This is a genomic window from Mesorhizobium sp. WSM4976 (assembly GCF_029625685.1).
Taxonomy (GTDB): domain Bacteria; phylum Pseudomonadota; class Alphaproteobacteria; order Rhizobiales; family Rhizobiaceae; genus Mesorhizobium.
The window spans coordinates 176,817-193,394 of the sequence record NZ_JARTVT010000004.1 but is presented as its reverse complement, the minus strand read 5'-3'; the positions used below and the strand labels follow the sequence as shown (position 1 = coordinate 193,394).

The 16,578-nt window shown below is 64.8% G+C and carries 16 protein-coding genes; 7 read left to right on the top strand and 9 right to left on the bottom strand.

Going from position 1 to position 16,578, the window contains the following annotated elements:
• Window positions 1-142 precede the first annotated feature (142 nt).
• Together P9272_RS06795 and P9272_RS06790 are read left to right on the top strand one after the other, a co-directional pair.
• On the top strand, window positions 143-814 hold the full coding sequence (locus P9272_RS06795; RefSeq protein ID WP_128257913.1) for an LON peptidase substrate-binding domain-containing protein: 672 nt from the start codon (window positions 143-145) through the stop codon (window positions 812-814).
• Window positions 815-991: 177 nt separating this feature from the next.
• Window positions 992-1,237, top strand: a complete 246-nt coding sequence (locus tag P9272_RS06790) for a Trm112 family protein (protein WP_128257914.1) — start codon at window positions 992-994, stop codon at window positions 1,235-1,237.
• A 266-nt stretch (window positions 1,238-1,503) separates the two neighbouring features.
• On the opposite strand, the gene P9272_RS06785 is transcribed toward P9272_RS06790, so the two are convergent.
• From P9272_RS06785 to P9272_RS06775, 3 genes are read right to left on the bottom strand one after another with little or no spacing between them, the layout of a single operon-like run.
• On the bottom strand, window positions 1,504-4,842 hold the full coding sequence (locus P9272_RS06785; protein WP_278159917.1) for an error-prone DNA polymerase: 3,339 nt from the start codon (window positions 4,840-4,842) through the stop codon (window positions 1,504-1,506).
• Window positions 4,839-6,329, bottom strand: a complete 1,491-nt coding sequence (locus P9272_RS06780; protein ID WP_278159916.1) for a DUF6504 family protein — start codon at window positions 6,327-6,329, stop codon at window positions 4,839-4,841. Before P9272_RS06780 ends, P9272_RS06785 begins: the two co-directional genes overlap by 4 nt.
• Window positions 6,271-7,317: a hypothetical protein gene (locus P9272_RS06775; protein WP_278159915.1), complete on the bottom strand. Its 1,047-nt coding sequence runs from the start codon at window positions 7,315-7,317 to the stop codon at window positions 6,271-6,273. Before P9272_RS06775 ends, P9272_RS06780 begins: the two co-directional genes overlap by 59 nt.
• A 183-nt stretch (window positions 7,318-7,500) precedes the next feature.
• Here P9272_RS06775 and P9272_RS06770 point away from each other — a divergent pair, with 183 nt between their 5' ends.
• Window positions 7,501-7,938 carry a metallopeptidase family protein gene (locus P9272_RS06770; RefSeq protein WP_128259541.1) on the top strand — a complete coding sequence of 146 codons (438 nt, stop codon included), beginning with the start codon at window positions 7,501-7,503 and terminating at the stop codon, window positions 7,936-7,938.
• A 285-nt stretch (window positions 7,939-8,223) separates the two neighbouring features.
• Here P9272_RS06770 and P9272_RS06765 read toward each other — a convergent pair whose 3' ends face one another.
• Together P9272_RS06765 and P9272_RS06760 are read right to left on the bottom strand one after the other, a co-directional pair.
• The gene (locus tag P9272_RS06765; RefSeq protein ID WP_278159914.1) at window positions 8,224-8,430 is read right to left on the bottom strand and encodes a DUF1737 domain-containing protein; all 207 of its coding nucleotides are present in this window, start codon (window positions 8,428-8,430) and stop codon (window positions 8,224-8,226) included.
• Between the two features lie 86 nt (window positions 8,431-8,516).
• Window positions 8,517-9,389: a CoA ester lyase gene (locus P9272_RS06760; protein WP_278159913.1), complete on the bottom strand. Its 873-nt coding sequence runs from the start codon at window positions 9,387-9,389 to the stop codon at window positions 8,517-8,519.
• Window positions 9,390-9,925: 536 nt separating this feature from the next.
• Between P9272_RS06760 and P9272_RS06755 the strand changes: the two genes are divergently transcribed.
• Genes P9272_RS06755 through P9272_RS06745 form a run of 3 tightly spaced genes read left to right on the top strand, consistent with a single transcriptional unit; the run spans window position 9,926 to window position 13,373 of the window.
• Entirely contained in the window at window positions 9,926-10,624 is a 699-nt protein-coding gene (locus tag P9272_RS06755) for a response regulator transcription factor (protein ID WP_278159912.1), read from the top strand.
• Window positions 10,612-12,183: a HAMP domain-containing sensor histidine kinase gene (locus tag P9272_RS06750; protein ID WP_278159911.1), complete on the top strand. Its 1,572-nt coding sequence runs from the start codon at window positions 10,612-10,614 to the stop codon at window positions 12,181-12,183. The genes P9272_RS06755 and P9272_RS06750 overlap by 13 nt, the downstream gene beginning before the upstream one ends.
• 23 nt (window positions 12,184-12,206) lie before the next feature.
• Window positions 12,207-13,373 carry an FAD-binding oxidoreductase gene (locus tag P9272_RS06745; RefSeq protein ID WP_278159910.1) on the top strand — a complete coding sequence of 389 codons (1,167 nt, stop codon included), beginning with the start codon at window positions 12,207-12,209 and terminating at the stop codon, window positions 13,371-13,373.
• Here P9272_RS06745 and P9272_RS06740 read toward each other — a convergent pair.
• The gene (locus tag P9272_RS06740; protein WP_278159909.1) at window positions 13,322-14,101 is read right to left on the bottom strand and encodes a DUF72 domain-containing protein; all 780 of its coding nucleotides are present in this window, start codon (window positions 14,099-14,101) and stop codon (window positions 13,322-13,324) included. The two genes, P9272_RS06745 and P9272_RS06740, sit on opposite strands and share 52 nt — an antisense overlap.
• A 118-nt stretch (window positions 14,102-14,219) precedes the next feature.
• Between P9272_RS06740 and P9272_RS06735 the strand changes: the two genes are divergently transcribed.
• A complete protein-coding gene (locus tag P9272_RS06735) occupies window positions 14,220-15,128 on the top strand; it encodes a hypothetical protein (protein ID WP_278159908.1) in 909 nt (302 codons plus the stop codon).
• A gap of 116 nt (window positions 15,129-15,244) precedes the next feature.
• Here the strand turns inward: P9272_RS06735 and P9272_RS06730 are convergent, their stop codons facing one another.
• The 3 genes from P9272_RS06730 to P9272_RS06720 are packed head-to-tail and all read right to left on the bottom strand — an operon-like array spanning window position 15,245 to window position 16,536.
• On the bottom strand, window positions 15,245-15,727 hold the full coding sequence (locus P9272_RS06730; RefSeq protein ID WP_128259548.1) for an SRPBCC domain-containing protein: 483 nt from the start codon (window positions 15,725-15,727) through the stop codon (window positions 15,245-15,247).
• Between the two features lie 42 nt (window positions 15,728-15,769).
• Window positions 15,770-16,219, bottom strand: a complete 450-nt coding sequence (locus P9272_RS06725; RefSeq protein WP_278159907.1) for an SRPBCC family protein — start codon at window positions 16,217-16,219, stop codon at window positions 15,770-15,772.
• Entirely contained in the window at window positions 16,216-16,536 is a 321-nt protein-coding gene (locus P9272_RS06720) for a metalloregulator ArsR/SmtB family transcription factor (protein ID WP_041009890.1), read from the bottom strand. The genes P9272_RS06725 and P9272_RS06720 overlap by 4 nt, the downstream gene beginning before the upstream one ends.
• Between the last annotated feature and the right edge of the window lie 42 nt (window positions 16,537-16,578).

The following is a 16,578-nucleotide window of genomic DNA, read 5'->3' as shown; positions in this document are numbered from 1 at the left end:
TCGCAGCTGGCAGGCTTGAGCGGAGGAGTGCCAGCCCCAGATAAGGGCAGGTTGGCGGTTCGCCGCCAAGCCGGGACGAGTTTGCCGGCGAGAGGAGGTTGTAGGGTGATGCGCTTGCCGGTGTTGCTTTGGGAGGGTCGCGGTGCGCGTCGGTAACGCACTCTATCGGCTAGGCAAGGATCTGCCGTCGGCAATCCCGGTGTTCCCGCTCGCCGGCGCGCTGCTTCTGCCGGGCGGCCGCATGCCGCTCAACATCTTCGAGCCGCGCTATCTGCAGATGATCGACCAGGCGATGGCCGGCTCCCGGCTGATCGGCATGATCCAGCCGAGCCTCGATGGCGCATTGCGCGATGACGGCGAGCCGGAGCTATGCAGCGTCGGTTGCGCCGGGCGCATCATCTCTCTCGCCGAGACCGGCGACGGCCGCTACCTGATCTCGCTGCAGGGCGTGTGCCGGTTCCGCATCGTGCAGGAGCTCGCGGCGAAGGCCCCTTTCCGGCAGTGCAAGATCACGCCGTTTCTCGCCGATCTCGAGGAAGACCCGGCCGCCGGCGAGATCGACCGGCCGGCGCTGCTCAAGGCGTTTCGCGCCTACCTGCAGGCCAACGACCTCGAGGCCGACTGGGAAAGCGTCAGCCGCGCCGAAAACGGCATGCTGGTCAACGCATTGTCGATGATGGCGCCCTATGGACCGGCCGAGAAACAGGCGCTCTTGGAAGCGCCGGACTTGAAGACGCGCGCCGAGACGCTGATTGCCATCACCGAGATGACGCTGGCGCGAGAGGGTGATGAGTTTGGGTCCAGTCTACAATAAAGTGTATTGATGTTCAGGTGAGGCCGGCCTGCAAATGGCGGATTCCTGCGCTTCCGGTGCTCACGTACTTTAAGTACGCTCCGCTCCGGTTCTCCTCGGAAGCCACCATTTTCGACTCGGCCTGACCTGAATCTCAACACACTTAGGGACGGAGGAATTGGACAATGGAAGAGTGCGATGCCCGCGGACGGGCGTGACGGGCGGAAGGCCGAGGTCGATCCGAAGCTTCTTGAATTGCTCGCCTGCCCGCTGACCAAGGGGCCGCTGACTTGGGATCCGGAGCGGGGCGAGCTGGTCTCGCGCGTGGCGAAACTCGCCTATCCGGTGCGCGACGGCATCCCGATCATGCTGCCTTCGGAGGCGCGCACGATCTCGGCCGAGGACATGCTGGTGCCGCCGCCGCGGCTCAGCGGGCCATCGTGAGCGGGTTTGCGCTGTCACGCGGCCTTCGAGGTATGTCGTCATCCCAGAGCGAAGTGGCGTCACGGAGACCCTGGATGCATGCCGTGACCTCGCGCGAAGGACAAAAACGGGGCAAGAACAGAGATAGTTCTGCACCGCAGCAACGCTCATAGGTAACGGCATGGATCCTCGGGTCTGCGCCGCGTCGCTTCGCTCCTTGCTCCGCCCGTGGATGACGAAGGCGTTTTTCGCTCCCGCCGCGGTTCCTATTGTGCTGGAAATCGCTGCTACTGAAAGTTTCGTCCTTTTGGCATGACCTGTTGTGCGGCACCCGATAGGGCTTCAAGATCCTGGCGGACCGGCAGGACGCGGCTTTGGGCAGGCTTTGGTCCAACCGGCGGTTCGGCGGGATTGTGCTCGATGACCGGGCGATTGGCGGACTCCAGCAGCACGCTCAGCCAGGAGGTCAAATCCTCGATCCGGTCGGCGACGATGTGGATGACGTCCGATTCATGCTGCAGCTTGCCTGTGACGCGAATGAGGCGCGCGCCCATGACCACCGGACGGAAGCGGTCGAAGACGCGCGGCCAGATGATGACGTTGGCGATCGATTTTTCGTCCTCCAGCGTGAGGAAGATGGCGTTGCCCTTGCCCGGCCGCTGACGGACCAGCACCAGCCCGGCGACGGAGACGCGGCGGCCGTCGCGCACCGACGGCAGGTGGGCGTTGGGGGTGACGCCGGCGCGGGTAAGCCTTTCGCGCAGGAAGGCGACGGGGTGCTCCTTCAGCGACAGGCCGAGCGAGCGGTAGTCGTGCACGACATGTTCGCCGAGCGGCATCTTCGGCAGTTTCGTTTGCGGCTCCAGCTCGCGCAGGCTGAGCGAGGGCTGGTCGAACAGCGGCAATCTCTCGGCGGCGCTCCTGCCGTCGAGGGCGCGGACCTCCCAGAGCGCGGCACGGCGGTCGAGGCCGATTGAGCGGAATGCGTCGGCCTCAGCCAATCTTTCGATCTCGCCGACATCGAGGCCGGAGCGCAGCCAGACATCCCTGACCGATCGATAGCCGTCGCCGCGCTGCGCGACCAATATAACCATGCGCTCCTCGGACAGGCCCTTGATCTGGCGGAAGCCGAGCCGCACCGCATGCGCCGTCTCGATGACGCCGCGCATCGAGGCGTGGCGCTCGAGGATGCGGGACGGATCGAAGGCGGTGGCCTCCAGCGTGCAGTCCCAGACGGAATGGTTGATGTCGACCTCGCGCACCTCGACGCCATGGTCGCGCGCGTCGCGCACCAGCTGGGCCGGCTGGTAGAAACCCATTGGCTGCGCATTCAGGATCGCGGCGCAGAAGACATCGGGATAGAAGGTCTTGAACCAGCAGGAAGCATAGACCAGCAGCGCGAAGGACGCGGCATGGCTTTCGGGAAAGCCATATTCGCCAAAACCTTCGATCTGCTTGAAGCAGCGCTCGGCGAATTCCCTCTCGTAGCCATTGGCGACCATGCCGTCGATCATGCGCTGGCGGTAGTTGCCGATCGTGCCGGTGCGCTTGAAGGTCGCCATGGCGCGACGCAATTCGTCGGCCTCGCCCGGCCGGAAGCCGCCGGCGACGATGGCGATCTTCATCGCCTGTTCCTGGAAAAGCGGCACACCCAGCGTCTTGCCGAGGATTTTCTTGAGCTCAAGGCTGGGATAATGGACCGCCTCCTTGCCCTGCCGCCGGCGCAGATAGGGATGCACCATGTCGCCCTGGATCGGGCCCGGGCGCACGATCGCCACCTCGATGACGAGATCGTAGAATTCGCGAGGCCTGAGCCGCGGCAGCATCGACATCTGCGCACGCGACTCGATCTGGAAGACGCCGAGCGTGTCGGCTCTCTGGATCATGGCGTAGACGTCCTCATCCTCTTCGGGAAGGGTCGCGAGCACGTAAGGCCGTCCAAACGGATCCCGCGCCCGCGGATAGTGGTCGGTGAGCAAGGTGAAGGCGCGCTTCAGGCAGGTCAGCATGCCGAGCGCCAGCACGTCGACCTTGAGGATCTTCACCGCGTCGAGATCGTCCTTGTCCCACTCGACCATCTTGCGCTCCTCCATCGCCGTCTTGACGATGGGCACGACCTCGTCGAGCCGGTCGCGGGTGATGACGAAGCCGCCGACATGCTGGGAGAGGTGGCGGGGAAAGCCCATGATCTCGTTGGCGCGCTCCAGCACCTGGCGCGACAGCGGATCGGCGCGGTCGAGACCGCCGGCATTGGCTTCCCTTTCGCCGAGCTCGGAGGTCGACCAGCCCCAGATGGTGCTGGACAGCGCGCTGCGGACATCCTCAGACAGGCCCATGGCCTTGGCCACCTCGCGCAGGGCGGAGCGGCCGCGATAGCTGATGACGGCGGCGGCAAGCGCCGTGCGCTTGGCGCTGTATTTCTCGTAGATATAGCCGATGACCTCGTCACGTCTTTCATGCTCGAAGTCGACGTCGATGTCGGGCGGCTCGTTGCGCTCCTCGGAGATGAAGCGCTCGAACAAGGTGTCGATGCGCTCGGGGCCGACCTCGGTGATGCCGATGCAGAAGCAGATGATCGAATTGGCGGCCGAGCCGCGGCCCTGGCAAAGGATATCCTTGCTGCGGGCGAATTTGACGATGTCGTGGACGGTCAGAAAATAGCGCGCATAGTTCAGGCGCTCGATCAGCGCGAGCTCGCTGTCGATGCGTTCCAGCACATACTCGGGAACGCCGGCCGGATAGCGCTTGACCGCTCCTTCGCGGGCCAGGCGCTCGAGCTCGGCCTGCGGCCCGAGGCCGGATTCGGTCGGCTCGTCCGGGTAGTTGTATTCGAGGTCGCTGAGAGAGAAGGTCAATTCGTCGGCGAAGCGCAGTGTCTCGGCCAGCGCTTCAGGGAGACGGCGGAAAAGGCGCGCCATTTCCAGCGGCGGCTTCAGATGGCGCTCGGCATTGGCGGTCAGTTCCAGCCCGACCTCGGAAACCGGCGTGTTGAGGCGGATCGCGGTCAGCACATCCTGCAAAGGGCGGCGCTCGGCGGCATGATAGAGCACGTCGTTGGTCGCCATCAGCGGAATACGCGCATGCTCGGCCATCGCCGCCGCCTGCTCGATGCGGAAGCGGTCATTGCCGCCATAATCCGGCGCCACGGCCAATCGGAGCGCCGCGCCGAAGCGATCTTTAAGCCGGCTAATGAATTCCAGATTGCCTTCCGCGCCGCCGGACAGGTTGGGCAGGATCGCCAACGACATCCGATCGCCCCATTCAAGCAGATCGTTGAGCTTGAGCAGCGTCGCGCCCTTCTCGGTCTCGTCGCGCAGATTGGCTTGCGTCAGCATGCGGCACAGATGTCCCCAGCCCTGGCGGTCGCGGGGATAGGCGAGAATGTCCGGCGTGCCGTCGCCGAACACCAAGCGGCAGCCGGGATGATAGGGCATCTTCTCCACCTTGGCCTGCTGCCAGGCGCGCACGACGCCGGCGACGGTGTTGCGGTCGGCAAGCCCGATCGACGAAAAACCGTAAAATTTTGCCGTGACCACCAGCTCCTCGGGCTTGGAGGCGCCGCGCAGGAAGGAGAAATTCGAGCTTATGCCGAACTCGGCATAGGGGATGGCGGTCAGCGCGTTCATGCGAAAACCCCATGCATGAACCAGCGTGGCGGTGTGGCCCGGGGCGCGGTGCTGTAGAGACCCTGGCGATAAAGCCAGTAGCGGCGTCCCTCGCTGTCCTCGATGCGGTAATAGTCGCGGGTCGGCGCTTCTTCCTCACCGGGCAGTTGCCGCCACCATTCGGCGGCGATGCGCTCCGGCCCCTCGGCGCGGGCGACGCGGTAAAGCGCGCGCCGCCAGCGGAAATTCATCGGCGGACCCTCCGGGATCTCGGTCGCCGGCACCTCGATCGGCTCCGGCGAGCGGAACAGGCGCACCGGCCGCTCCGGCGGATAGATGGTCATCGGCGGGGCCGTTCGGGGCGGCGCCGCACGCCCGGCCGCCGGGGCGCGCCTTTGCGGCGCTTCCGCGAAAGGCACGGTCTTGACGGCGCGCTCCGGCAGATGGCTTTCGACAACCACCGGCTTCAGCACGGCTGCCTCGCCGAGGCGGGCGCGGACACGGTCGGCAAACAGCGCGATGTCGGCGTCATCGTCGTCCGCCTCGCCGGTGAGGTCGCCCTGAACCAAGTCGAAGGCGGCGACCGACAGCACGGAGAGCCGCACGAGGTCGAAGCCGAAGCCGGCGTCGATGTTCTGCTCCAGCGCGGCAAGCCGCTCATGGAACAGTCTTTGGATCAGCCGCGGCTCGCGTATCGGGCGCGAGGTGCCGACGGCGATGCGGCTGACGGCGCCGTCGACGCGGAAGAGAAGCAGCGCCAGCGTCCTTGCGCCCTCGCCGCGGCGTTCGAGGTCGGTCTTCAGGGCGACGGCAAGCCGGCTTATGAGCCGCTCGATGTCGTCGGTGAGCATGATTGGCTCGGCAAGATGGCGCTCGACCGAGAGCGGCGCGACGGGAAGGCGCGGCGACACGGCCTCGTCGAGGCGGCCGAGCGCCTGGTCGAGGCGCAGAAGCAGAGTGGCGCCGAAGCGGCGGGCGAGCGGCGCGCGGGGTGCCGCCATCACCGCGCCGGCTGTGCGCAGGCCAACACTTTCCAGGCTGACGCGGGTCTCCGGCGCGATGCGCAGCGCCGACAATGGCAGCGGCGCCAGAAGCGCCTCCTCCTCGCCGCCGGTCACGATACGGTTGCCGTGGAAGCGGGCCGCTGCCCAGGCGGCGCCGGGGGTCGAGGCCAACCCGGCGCGGACATCGAAACCCTGCTGGAAAAAGCGGGTGAGGATCTCGTCCTGCATGGCGCGCTCGCCGCCGAACAGATGCGTGCAGCCGGTGACGTCGAGGAACAGCCCGTCCTCGGCGTCGATCGCCACCAGGGGCGTATAGCGGTCGCACCAGTCGGCAAGGCCTTCGAGCAGGCGGCGGTCGGCTTCCGGGTCGGCCTCGACCACGTCGATCGTGGGGTGCATGGCGCGAGCATCGGCAATGCCCATGCCGCGCTTCAGCTTCAGCGCCTCAGCCCGCTCGTCGAGGGCTGCGATGCGCTGGGTGTTGTTGTCGCGATGGCTGATCACCAGAGGCAGGTGCTGCGAGGGCCGGGAACGCCAGGACCGCCCCAGACGCTGGCGCAGGATCCGCTCCGCGCTGAGATGCGGGAACCACAGCGACAGGATTCTCTGTTCTTTCCGCAAAAGCGTGCTCATTTGGGTTCCACTCCAGTGTGAATTGTCCGGGCAGGGCCGTGCGGCTCTTGCCGATATCGACTTTGAAGGCTGGGCGGCCGATCGAGCCGGCGAGTGGTCCGGCGACCGTCTCGCGGTTCGCCGCGGGCGCCGCCGAGACGATGAGGCGCACCGGTGCGGCGGTTGGATCTGCCTCGCCGGCCTGGCGCAGCAACAGCAGCGGACGGCCGGCGTTCTGGACACGGGCGTGCAGCCGGCGCGTGGCGGTGAGGTCGAGAAGCCGGGGGCTGCCGCGGATCTCGAGGATGACCGCGGCGAAGGCCGTCATGCGGGCGGCCTCCTCGGCGATCCACAGCGCGTCGAGCAGTTTCGGGGCCTCGGAAAACAACAATTGCTCCGGCTCGATGCCGAACAGGGCATGAAGGCCCCTGGCATAGGGCAGGCCGGCCTCGTGGAAGATTTCCGCCGTGCCGACCCAGAGGATCGGCAGGCCCTGCTTCTCCTTGAGGATCAGGCTCACGAGCGAGAGCGCGAAGCCGGCGACCGCGCCGGCATCGCGGGTCTCCAGCCCATGGATCTCGCTGAGCGCCGCCCTGGGCAGGCCGCCGCCGAGGGCGGTGTCGAAACGTTCGATGCCGGTACGCAGGAAAGCGTCCGCCGAAGCCACGGCGAGGCCACGCCGGACAAGTGTCCTGTCCGATCCGGTAACATCGGCAGAGATTTGTTTTTCCGCAATTCCGGACGGAAAACCGCGTCGCACTTTTCCTGGAATTGCTCCAGGCGCCGGCGCCTGCAGGCGCTCGGGCAACGTTCCCTCGATCTTCGCGATCTGGCGGCGCAGGGCAAAAACAGTGTCCCGCGCCACGGCGCTCATCGCCATGACGTCCACTTCCGGCAGCAATTGTTCCTGTTATGTTCTTATAGATTCCAGAGGGTGCCGGAAGAGTCAAGCAGAGTCAGAAGGAATTTATTCCTTCGCCTTTTACCCTGAAAGCGCACGGCCGGCCGGCTCATTTGCCTCTATCGGCGCGAAAGCCTATATGCCGGGATCAAAGGACAGTTCATGGCCCGCATCTACAAGACCCGCACCTGGCACGATCAGCTCTCGCCGTCGATGGACGAGCTGGAGCTTATGGCGCTGGAGGCCTATGCCCATCTGCCGGACGAGTTCCGCCAACTCACCGGCGAGATCGTCATCCAGATCGCCGATTTCCCGACCGACGAGATCATGGACGACCTGTCGCTGGAGACGCCTTTCGACCTGCTCGGCCTGTTCGAGGGACGCGGCATCGCCGAGCGCTGGAACCCGCAGACCGGCGAGGGCCCGAACCGCATCACGCTCTACCGCCGCGCCATCCTCGACTACTGGGCGGAGAACGAGGAGACGCTGGGCGACATCGTCACCCACGTGCTGATCCACGAGATCGGCCACCATTTCGGCCTGTCGGACGACGACATGGAGCGGATCGAGGAAGCCGCCGAGCAGGCGGCGGCGGGGTAAGGTGTGTTGATATTCAGGTGAGACCGGCCTGCAAATGGCGGCTTCCTGCGCTTCCGGTGCTCACGTACGAAAAGTACGCTCCGCTCCGGTTCTCGGAAACCACCATTTTCGGCGCAGCCTGACCTGAATCTCAACACACCTTAAAGCACCTCGTCATCCGCATCGTTCTTCGTGGCGACTCCCCCTCATCTGGCCGCTTCGCGGCCACCTTCTCCCCCGTGCAAAGCCCTCCCTCGGGGAGAGGTCAGCCGAGCGAAGCGGAGGCCGGGTGAGGGGGCGCTTTCCCTACCAGTCGCTGAGCTTGGTGTCGGCCGTGTATTCCTGGCCTTCGACGTCCTTCACCACGGCCTGGCCGCAGCGGATCGACTTGGTCTTCTTGTCATAGGCATAGGTCGGCGAACCGAACAGGTGCCAGCCCTTGTTCAGCGCAGCGGTGACCTTGTGACAGAAGGTTGCATCGTCCGGACCGGACAGAAAGCGGTAGAGTTTCATTTTTCGCCTCTGATCGTAATTGTCTCAGCGTGTCGTTTCCCAAAACCGCCGCGCGCTTTTTGGGCGACATGCTTCGGCGCTGCGCATCATGCGCCGATGATCGCGGCCTTCGCCAGAAGTTTCTCGGCTTGCGCCAGATGCAGCCGCTCGACCATGCGGCCGTCCAGTGCGATGACCCCCTTGCCGACATTTTCGGGTCGCGCGAACGCATCCCGGATCGCGCGTGCCTGAGCCAGCGCCTCGGGCGCCGGCGAAAAGGCGCGGTTCGCCGGCTCGATCTGGGCGGGGTGGATCAGCGACTTGCCGTCAAAGCCCATGGCCGCCCCCTCGGCGCATTCGCCGGCAAAAGCGTCCAGGTCGCGGAAATCATTGGCGACGCCGTCGATCACGTCGAGGCCGCCGGCGCGCGCCGCGAGCACCAGCTGCATCAGCCAGGGCATCAGATAGCGCCGGTCCGCCAGAACGCCGGTCGCCTTCACCAGGTCATTCGTTCCGGCAACGAAACAATTAAGGCGCGAGGCCGGATCGCGGCCGAGCTCGGCGATGGCGCCGATGTTGAGCAGCGCCCTGGGCGTCTCGACCATCGCCCATAGTTTCACGCCGTCCGGCACCGAATTGTCGTCGAGCAGGTCGCCCGCCTCGAGGAGGTCGCGCGGCGCGCCGATCTTGGGCAGGAGAATGCCGTCGGGCTCGGCCTTGGCGACAGCCCGAAGATCGTCGGCGCCCCATTCGCTGGCCAAAGGGTTGATGCGCACCACCATCTCGCAGCGTTTCTCGCGGTTGGCCAGGATGCCGGCCACCTTGTCGCGCGCGGCAGCCTTGTCGGCGGGCGGGACGGCGTCCTCGAGATCGATGATGACGGCGTCGCAGGCAAGCGAGCCGAGCTTGGCGAGCGCTTTGTCGTTCGAGGCGGGAATGTAAAGCACCGAGCGGCGCGGGCGGTAGGTGTCGACGGTCATGGCCGATCTATGCCGGGTGATGGCGGATGAGGCAAGGCGAGTCCCTCGAGGGCAGGACAATCGCATAAGGCAGCGCTAGCGGAGCGCCCCATGCGATTGTCCTGTCTCAATGGCAACTGCCCTGCACGAAAACTGCAAATCCTTGCGGAAAACCTCCTGCATTCCGCCGCGCGCTTTCCGCACCGCCGGGCAACAAAGCCGGCATGCAAACGCCTCACACATCCCGCTGGTCCCTGCCGCGCCGGCTCCGCGACGAAGGCTGGTGGCTCGTCGAGCCGCAAAGACTGCGCGTCGCGGCGGACGTCCTGCTTTTCCCTGCGAGGTCGCGCCACGTGGATACGCCGAGGATAGTCCGGCGATGAGGCCCTTTGCCGAACTTGCCATGGGTTCCGCCCAGGCATGCGCAGATGCCCGAGCGCCTTGCGGTCTCATGGCCTTGTCGCGACACGGCTCCCTACCGAAAACAATTTCGCACTTTTCCTTGGAATTGCTCTAATCCTGCCGTCACCCAAGCGTACCCGCCGGGCTATTGACCGATGCCGCACAACATCCTCGTCGCCGACGACGACCCGCATATCCGCGAGATCATCTGCTTCGCGCTGGAAAAGGCCGGCATGAAGACGGCCGCCGTCGCCGACGGCGCCGCGGCGCTGCAGGCGGTAGAGCGGCGCGCGCCCGATCTCATCGTGCTCGACATCGGCATGCCCGAGATGGACGGGCTGGAGGTCTGTCGGCGGCTCAGGCAAAAATCCGACGTGCCGGTGCTGTTCCTGTCCGCGCGCGATGAAGAAATCGACCGCATCCTCGGATTGGAGATGGGCGGCGACGATTATGTGACCAAGCCGTTCAGCCCGCGCGAGCTGGTTGCCCGCGTCAACGTCATCCTGCGGCGCGCGCGACCAGTGCCGGTCGAGGAAGTGGCGGACGACCGGGCGTTCGCGCATGGCAAGCTCATCCTGGTCCCGGCAAGCCATGCGGCAAGCTTCGACGGCAGGCCGCTCACCTTGACGGCCATCGAGTTCGCCATCCTGAAAGGCTTTCTCGCCCGCCCGCTTCATGTGCTTGGCCGCGACGCGGTGATGGCCAATGCCTATGCCTCGAACATCCATGTCTCCGAGCGCACGGTCGACAGCCACATTCGCAACGTGCGGGCCAAGCTGGCAGCGGTCGGCTGCGCGGACGCGATCGCGACGGTGCATGGCGTCGGCTTCCGGCTCGGCCGATGCGGTGGTTGAGCAAGGAAAGGTGGCGGCCGCGGCTCGCCACCGTCGTCATCGCCATCCTGATCGTGGTCATGGCGCTGCCGCTGGTCGGGCTGTTCTTCTTCCGGCTTTATGAGAACCAGCTGATCCGCCAGACCGAGGGCGAGTTGATCGCGCAAGGGGCGGTCGTCGCGGCCGTCTATGCAAAGGAGGTGCACGCCGCCGGCATTTCCCAGGGCAGGCTGGGTTCGCCGATCTCGGCCGATCCGGCGCGGGACAACAACTATCCCTATGAACCGATCGAGCCACGCCTCGATCTCGCCTCGGACGACGTGATGCCGATGCGGCCGGCGGCGGATCCGGCCACCCCCGATCCTGCCTTCGCGGCCATCGGCGCAAAGCTCTCCGGCATTCTCGACGAAACGCAGAAGACGACGCTTGCCGGCTTCCGCCTGCTCGACCCACGCGGCGTGGTCATTGCCGGCGGCGATGAGATCGGCCAGTCGCTCGGCGCGGTCGAGGAGGTGCGGACCGCGCTTTCCGGCGCCTATGCCAGCGAGCTCAGACTGCGCATCCCCGACCAGCCGCCGCCACCGCTTTATTCGGTGAGCCGGGGCACAAGGGTGCGCGTCTTCGTCGCGATGCCGGTCGAGGTCGACGGCAGGGTCGCCGGCGTGGTCTATCTGTCGCGAACGCCTAACAACATCGTCAAGCATCTCTATGGCGAGCGCGGCAAGGTGACGTTGGCAGCCATTGCCATCCTTGGCGGCACGCTGCTGATCGCGCTGGTGTTCATCCGCACCGTCAGCCGGCCGATCTATGCGCTGATCGACCGGACGAAACGCATTGCCGCGGGTGACCGCGAGGCGATCAGGCCGCTCGCCCATCACGGCACGCGCGAGATGGCGGCGTTGTCTACGGCCTTCCTCGACATGGCGACCAAGCTGCAGGCGCGCTCTGACTCTATCCAGACCTTCGCCACCCATGTCTCGCATGAGCTGAAATCGCCGCTCACCGCGATCCAGGGCGCGGCCGAGCTGCTGAGGGATTCCGGCGGCGCGATGGACGAGGCCGAGCGCAAGCGCTTCTCCAACAACATCGTCACCGATGCCGGGCGGCTCAATCTGCTGGTGCGCCGGCTGCTCGACCTGGCGCGCGCCGAAAACCTGGAGCCGAGCGGCGAAAGCACGACGCTTCATGCGGCATTGGCATCCTTGCCGATCGACACAAGGCTGGAAGCGCGGCTTGAAGGCGGCGGCGACATCCGGCTCGGCATCTCGGCCGAGAATCTCGGCATCGTGCTCGCCAACCTCATCGACAATTCGGCAAGGCACTGCGCCCGGCAGGTGGCGATCCAGGCCTCGGCCGATGGCGAGCGCGCGTCGATCCATATCGGCGACGACGGCGACGGGATTTCGGCCGCCAATCGCGGCAAAATCTTCGAGCCGTTCTTCACCACGCGGCGCGAAAGCGGCGGCACCGGCATGGGCCTCGGCATCGTGCTGGCCCTCCTGAAAGCGCATGATGGCACGATCAGACTGGTTGACTCCGAAGCCGGCACGCGCTTCGAGATCAAGCTGCCGGTCGTCTGAGAACCGGCGAATCGGAGAAAAAAGTGCGCTACGACATTGTCATCATCGGCGGAGCCATCGTCGGGTCCTCGGTCGCCTATTATTTGCGGGAGGAAGGCTTCACCGGCTCGATCGCGCTGATCGAGCGCGATCCGCAATTCTCGCATGCGGCGACGACCTTGTCCTGCGCCTCGATCCGCCAGCAGTTCTCCATCCCTCAAAACATCCGCCTGTCGCAGTTCACGCTGAAGCTGTTCCGGCGGCTGAAGGAAACCTTCGGCGCCGACGCCGATATCGGCTTCCGTGAGGGCGGCTACCTCATCCTCGCCGGCGAGGCCGGGCTGCCGATCCTCAAGGCCAATCACGAGGCGCAGGTCGCCGAGGGCGCCGACATCGTGCTGGAGGATGCCGGCCAGCTGATACAGCGTTTCTCCTGGCTGTCGGCCGAAGGCATTTCCGCCGGCGCCTATGGCCGCAGCGGCGAGGGCTGGTTCGACGCGCATGCGCTGCTGACGCTGTTCCGCAAGGCGCTGCGCGACAAGAAGATCGACTTCATCACGGCATCCGCCACCGGAATCAAGCGCGAGGGCAGCCGCGTGACCGCCGTGTCGCTCGACAATGGCGAGACCCTCGAAGCCGGCATCGTCGTCAACGCCGCCGGGCCGAACGCCGGCAAGGTCGCGGCCTTCGCCGGGCTCGAGCTGCCGGTCGAGCCGCGCAAGCGCAATGTCTTCGTCTTCGAGGCGCGCGAGAAATATGCCGATATGCCGCTGCTGGTCGATCCGTCCGGCATCTATGTGCGGCCGGAGGGCTCGGTCTACCTCACCGGCGGCGCCGAGCCGGAGGAAGGCGATGTCGCGCCCGATCCCAAGGATTTCGACGTCAACTGGCCATTGTTCGAAGAGGTGATCTGGCCGATCTTGGCCACCCGCATCCCGGCTTTCGAGGCGATCAAGCCGACGCGCGCCTGGGTCGGGCACTACGACTACAACACGCTCGACCAGAATGGGGTGATCGGCCCGCATCCGGAGGTCGAGAACTTCCTGTTCGCCAACGGTTTTTCCGGTCACGGCCTGCAGCAGGCGCCGGCGGTCGGCAAGTCGATCGCCGAACTCATCGTGCATGGCGGCTACCGGACGATCGACTGCTCGGCATTCGGCTACGCACGGGTCGCGGAAGGACGGGCGTTCAGGGAGCTGAACGTCATCTGACGGACGGCCGCATCGACCGAAAGCGCATTGCCGAGCGCATGGCCCCGTGCCGTGTTGTCGAAGATGCACCAGACTTCGGCGGCCGCCGCGCTGGCTTCGGCGAGCCGCTCGCCGATGTCCAGAAGCTGACCGGCCTCATAGTCCGAATAATAGATGCGCGGCTCGCCATGGAAACGGAAGTAGGCGAGCTCGCGCCCGCCGCCGGGCATGGCGGCGGCAGGAACGGAAGCGGGATCGGCCGCAACGCGTCCAACGTGAAAGCGGCTCAGCAAGGTTTCGGCTTCGGGTTCGAACCAACTGGGGTGACGCGGTTCGCAGACCAGGCGCCGATCGGTCTTCGCACGCAGCACGGCGAAGAAATTTTCGACGGCTCGAGGTTCGAATTGCAGGCTGGGCGGCAGTTGAACCAGGAGCACGGAAAGCTTGGTACCCAGTCCTCCTATCTGATCCAAGAAATTGTCCACAAGATCATCGCAAGCTTCCAGGCGGCGTTCATGCGTCACGGCCCGGGGGAGTTTTGCGGAAAAGCAAAAATGATCCGGAACCGAGCGCGCCCAGCGCTCGTAGGTTTCTCGCCGATGCGGCTTATGAAACGATGAATTGATCTCCACGATCGAAAGCCGCGCCGCATAACGTTCAAGCTGCGAGCCGGCCGCGGGAAACGAAGCTTTATATACTGCCGGTATGCTCCATCCGGCGGTTCCCACGAGACAGCGGCTGTTCTCCATTCCAAAAATCTGGACAGGCGCGGTTGCGGGTCAAGGGAGATGTTCCGGCCGACTAATGCTGTTGCCTTCTGCAGCATATGTCATGCTACTCTGAGCCTATCGGCGCTCGGGGAAAAGTGTGTCTAGCAAGGCTATCGAAATTTTTCGGCGCACAAGGGGAGTCCAACTGCTGCTGGGCCTCCGCCACGAGATTTTGCGCCTTCAGTTTCTGGGAAGCGGTGCGTCCAAAGGCCATGCATTCGCAAAGAGTCTACGCGGAAGGCCCGAACGAAATTACTGCTTCACCATCGCGTTCAACACGCCTTGGGTCATCGACGTGCTCACCAAGGCGTGGCAGGTATTCCCGACCGGGACAACGCTCGTGGTGATCGACAATTCGCGGAGCCAGGAAGCGCGAGCTTCGATCGAGGCAATCTGCGCGCGGCGCGGGGTCGCCTATTTCGGGCTGCCCAGGAATTTCGAAACGAACCCTTCCAGGTCGCATGGCGTCTCGCAGACCTGGATCTTCCACAACATCGTCAAGCACCTCAAACCCGACATGTTCGGGTTCATCGATCACGATTGCTTCCCGATCAGGCCGATCGATATCGCGCGGCGCGTCGGACGAAAGATCGGTTATGGGATGCCGCTGCACGCCAGGTCCAGCTACCTGTACAAGGTAGCTAAGGACGAGCCTTGCTGGTATTATTGGGCCGGCCTGTGCTTCTACAATTTCGCTGCCGTCGAGCATGCGAAGCTCGATTTCAGAAATCGGCTCGACATGGGAATGGACACCGGAGGCGGCAACTGGCCGGTGTTGTATTCGAAGCACCCAGGCGACGAATTCGAGATGGCCCGGTTAAGTCACCTTGCGGTAAACGTCGACGGCAAAAGCGCCAAGTACGAGTTGTATGACGGGGTTCTTTTTCATGTCGGCGGCGCGTCCTACCGCTCACACGCGACAAATCCGGACTACCGTAGCCAGCTGTCGGATCACATCTGGAAAACCTACCTCGGCGGGACACAGGATCGTCTGATTTCCATCTGAACGAAAACCGGGCAGCGAGCAGCCGATGCGTTTCACCGCTTCACGGAAACGATGAAGCCCCTATCTTCACGCAATCGAGGACAGAGGCTACGGCGGGGTTGCCGAGCCTAACCGCGTCAAACTTCCTGGAATTGCTCCAAGTACTGCCGCAGCCACCCAAGCACCCGTGCCCAGCCGTCGGCGTGCTCGGCCGCCACATCCGGAAAACCGGCGAATCCGCCGTGGCATATGGTGAGCCGCGTGCCGCTGTCTATCGGCTCAAACAGATAAGCCACCGTCGTTTCCTTGCGGCCGAGCGCAGGATGACAGTCGTAGCGCCTTGTCTGCACGATCCGGCGCGGCATTTCGATTTCGAGAAACTCTCCGCCGGCGGGCAGGCGCCTGCCGTCGGCGGTTCGCACCGTGACATGCCAGCTTCCGCCGACGCGCATATCCGCGCTCCAGCCGGTCATGAGGTAGGTTTCAGGCGAACCCCACCAGCGTTCGACCTCTCTGGTGACCAGCGCGGCAATGACCTCACCCGGCGAGGCGGGCAGCTCGGCGAAGGCCATGACCGTATCGGCGTTCGCCATGGCTTGCGGCAAGGAAAGCTGCAGCATCGCATGCACCTCCAGGGCAATTGTTTCGATTCCGAAACGAGATCAGCTCTTCGACGGCGGGCGATCGAAACCCTTGCCGGTTTCGAGCAGGCTCTTGAGACTCGCCAGCACCAGCGGCCAGCCCTTGGAGACGTTCGGGATCAGCCTGTGCGGGCCATCGGCCTCGTGAACCACGGCGAGCTTCATCAATTCGCCGTCCGGCTCGATGGTGAAGGTGCAACGCGTGTATCCGTCCTCCTTCACCTCGGGCAGCCATTCGTTGCGCCATTTGATCACGAGGCGCTTGGGCGGATCTATCTCCAGGATCTCGCCGGAATCGGCGACGCGACCGTCGGGGAAGATCAGCTTCCAGCTGGAGCCGACCTTCCAGTCGCTCTCCTGATAGGAGCAGAGAAAGAACTGGCGGTTGAATTCCGGATCGGTCAGCGCTTCCCAGAGCTTTTCAGGCGTGGTGCGGATATAGGTGACGTAAACAAAGCTGTTCTCGCTCACGGCTCTTCCCTTTCAAGGCGTTGCTTCAGGTCGCTCAATGCACTGAGCCGATGGCGCTCGAACTTGCCGATCCAGCGCTCGGCGATCTCGTTGATAGGAACGGGGTTGAGATAGTGCTCCTTCTCGCGGCCGCGGCGCATGGTGGTGACGAGGTTGGCCTCCTCGAGGATCGCCAGATGCTTGGTCACCGCCTGGCGCGTCATGTCCATGTGCTCGCAGAGCGCGTTCAGCGTCTGCCCGTTCCTGGCATGGAGGCTGTCCAGCAATTGCCGGCGGGTCGGGTCGGCCAAGGCGCGAAAGACGGCATCCATGCTCATGGCTTTAATATGCAACCATTTGGTTGCATGTCAAGCGATGAG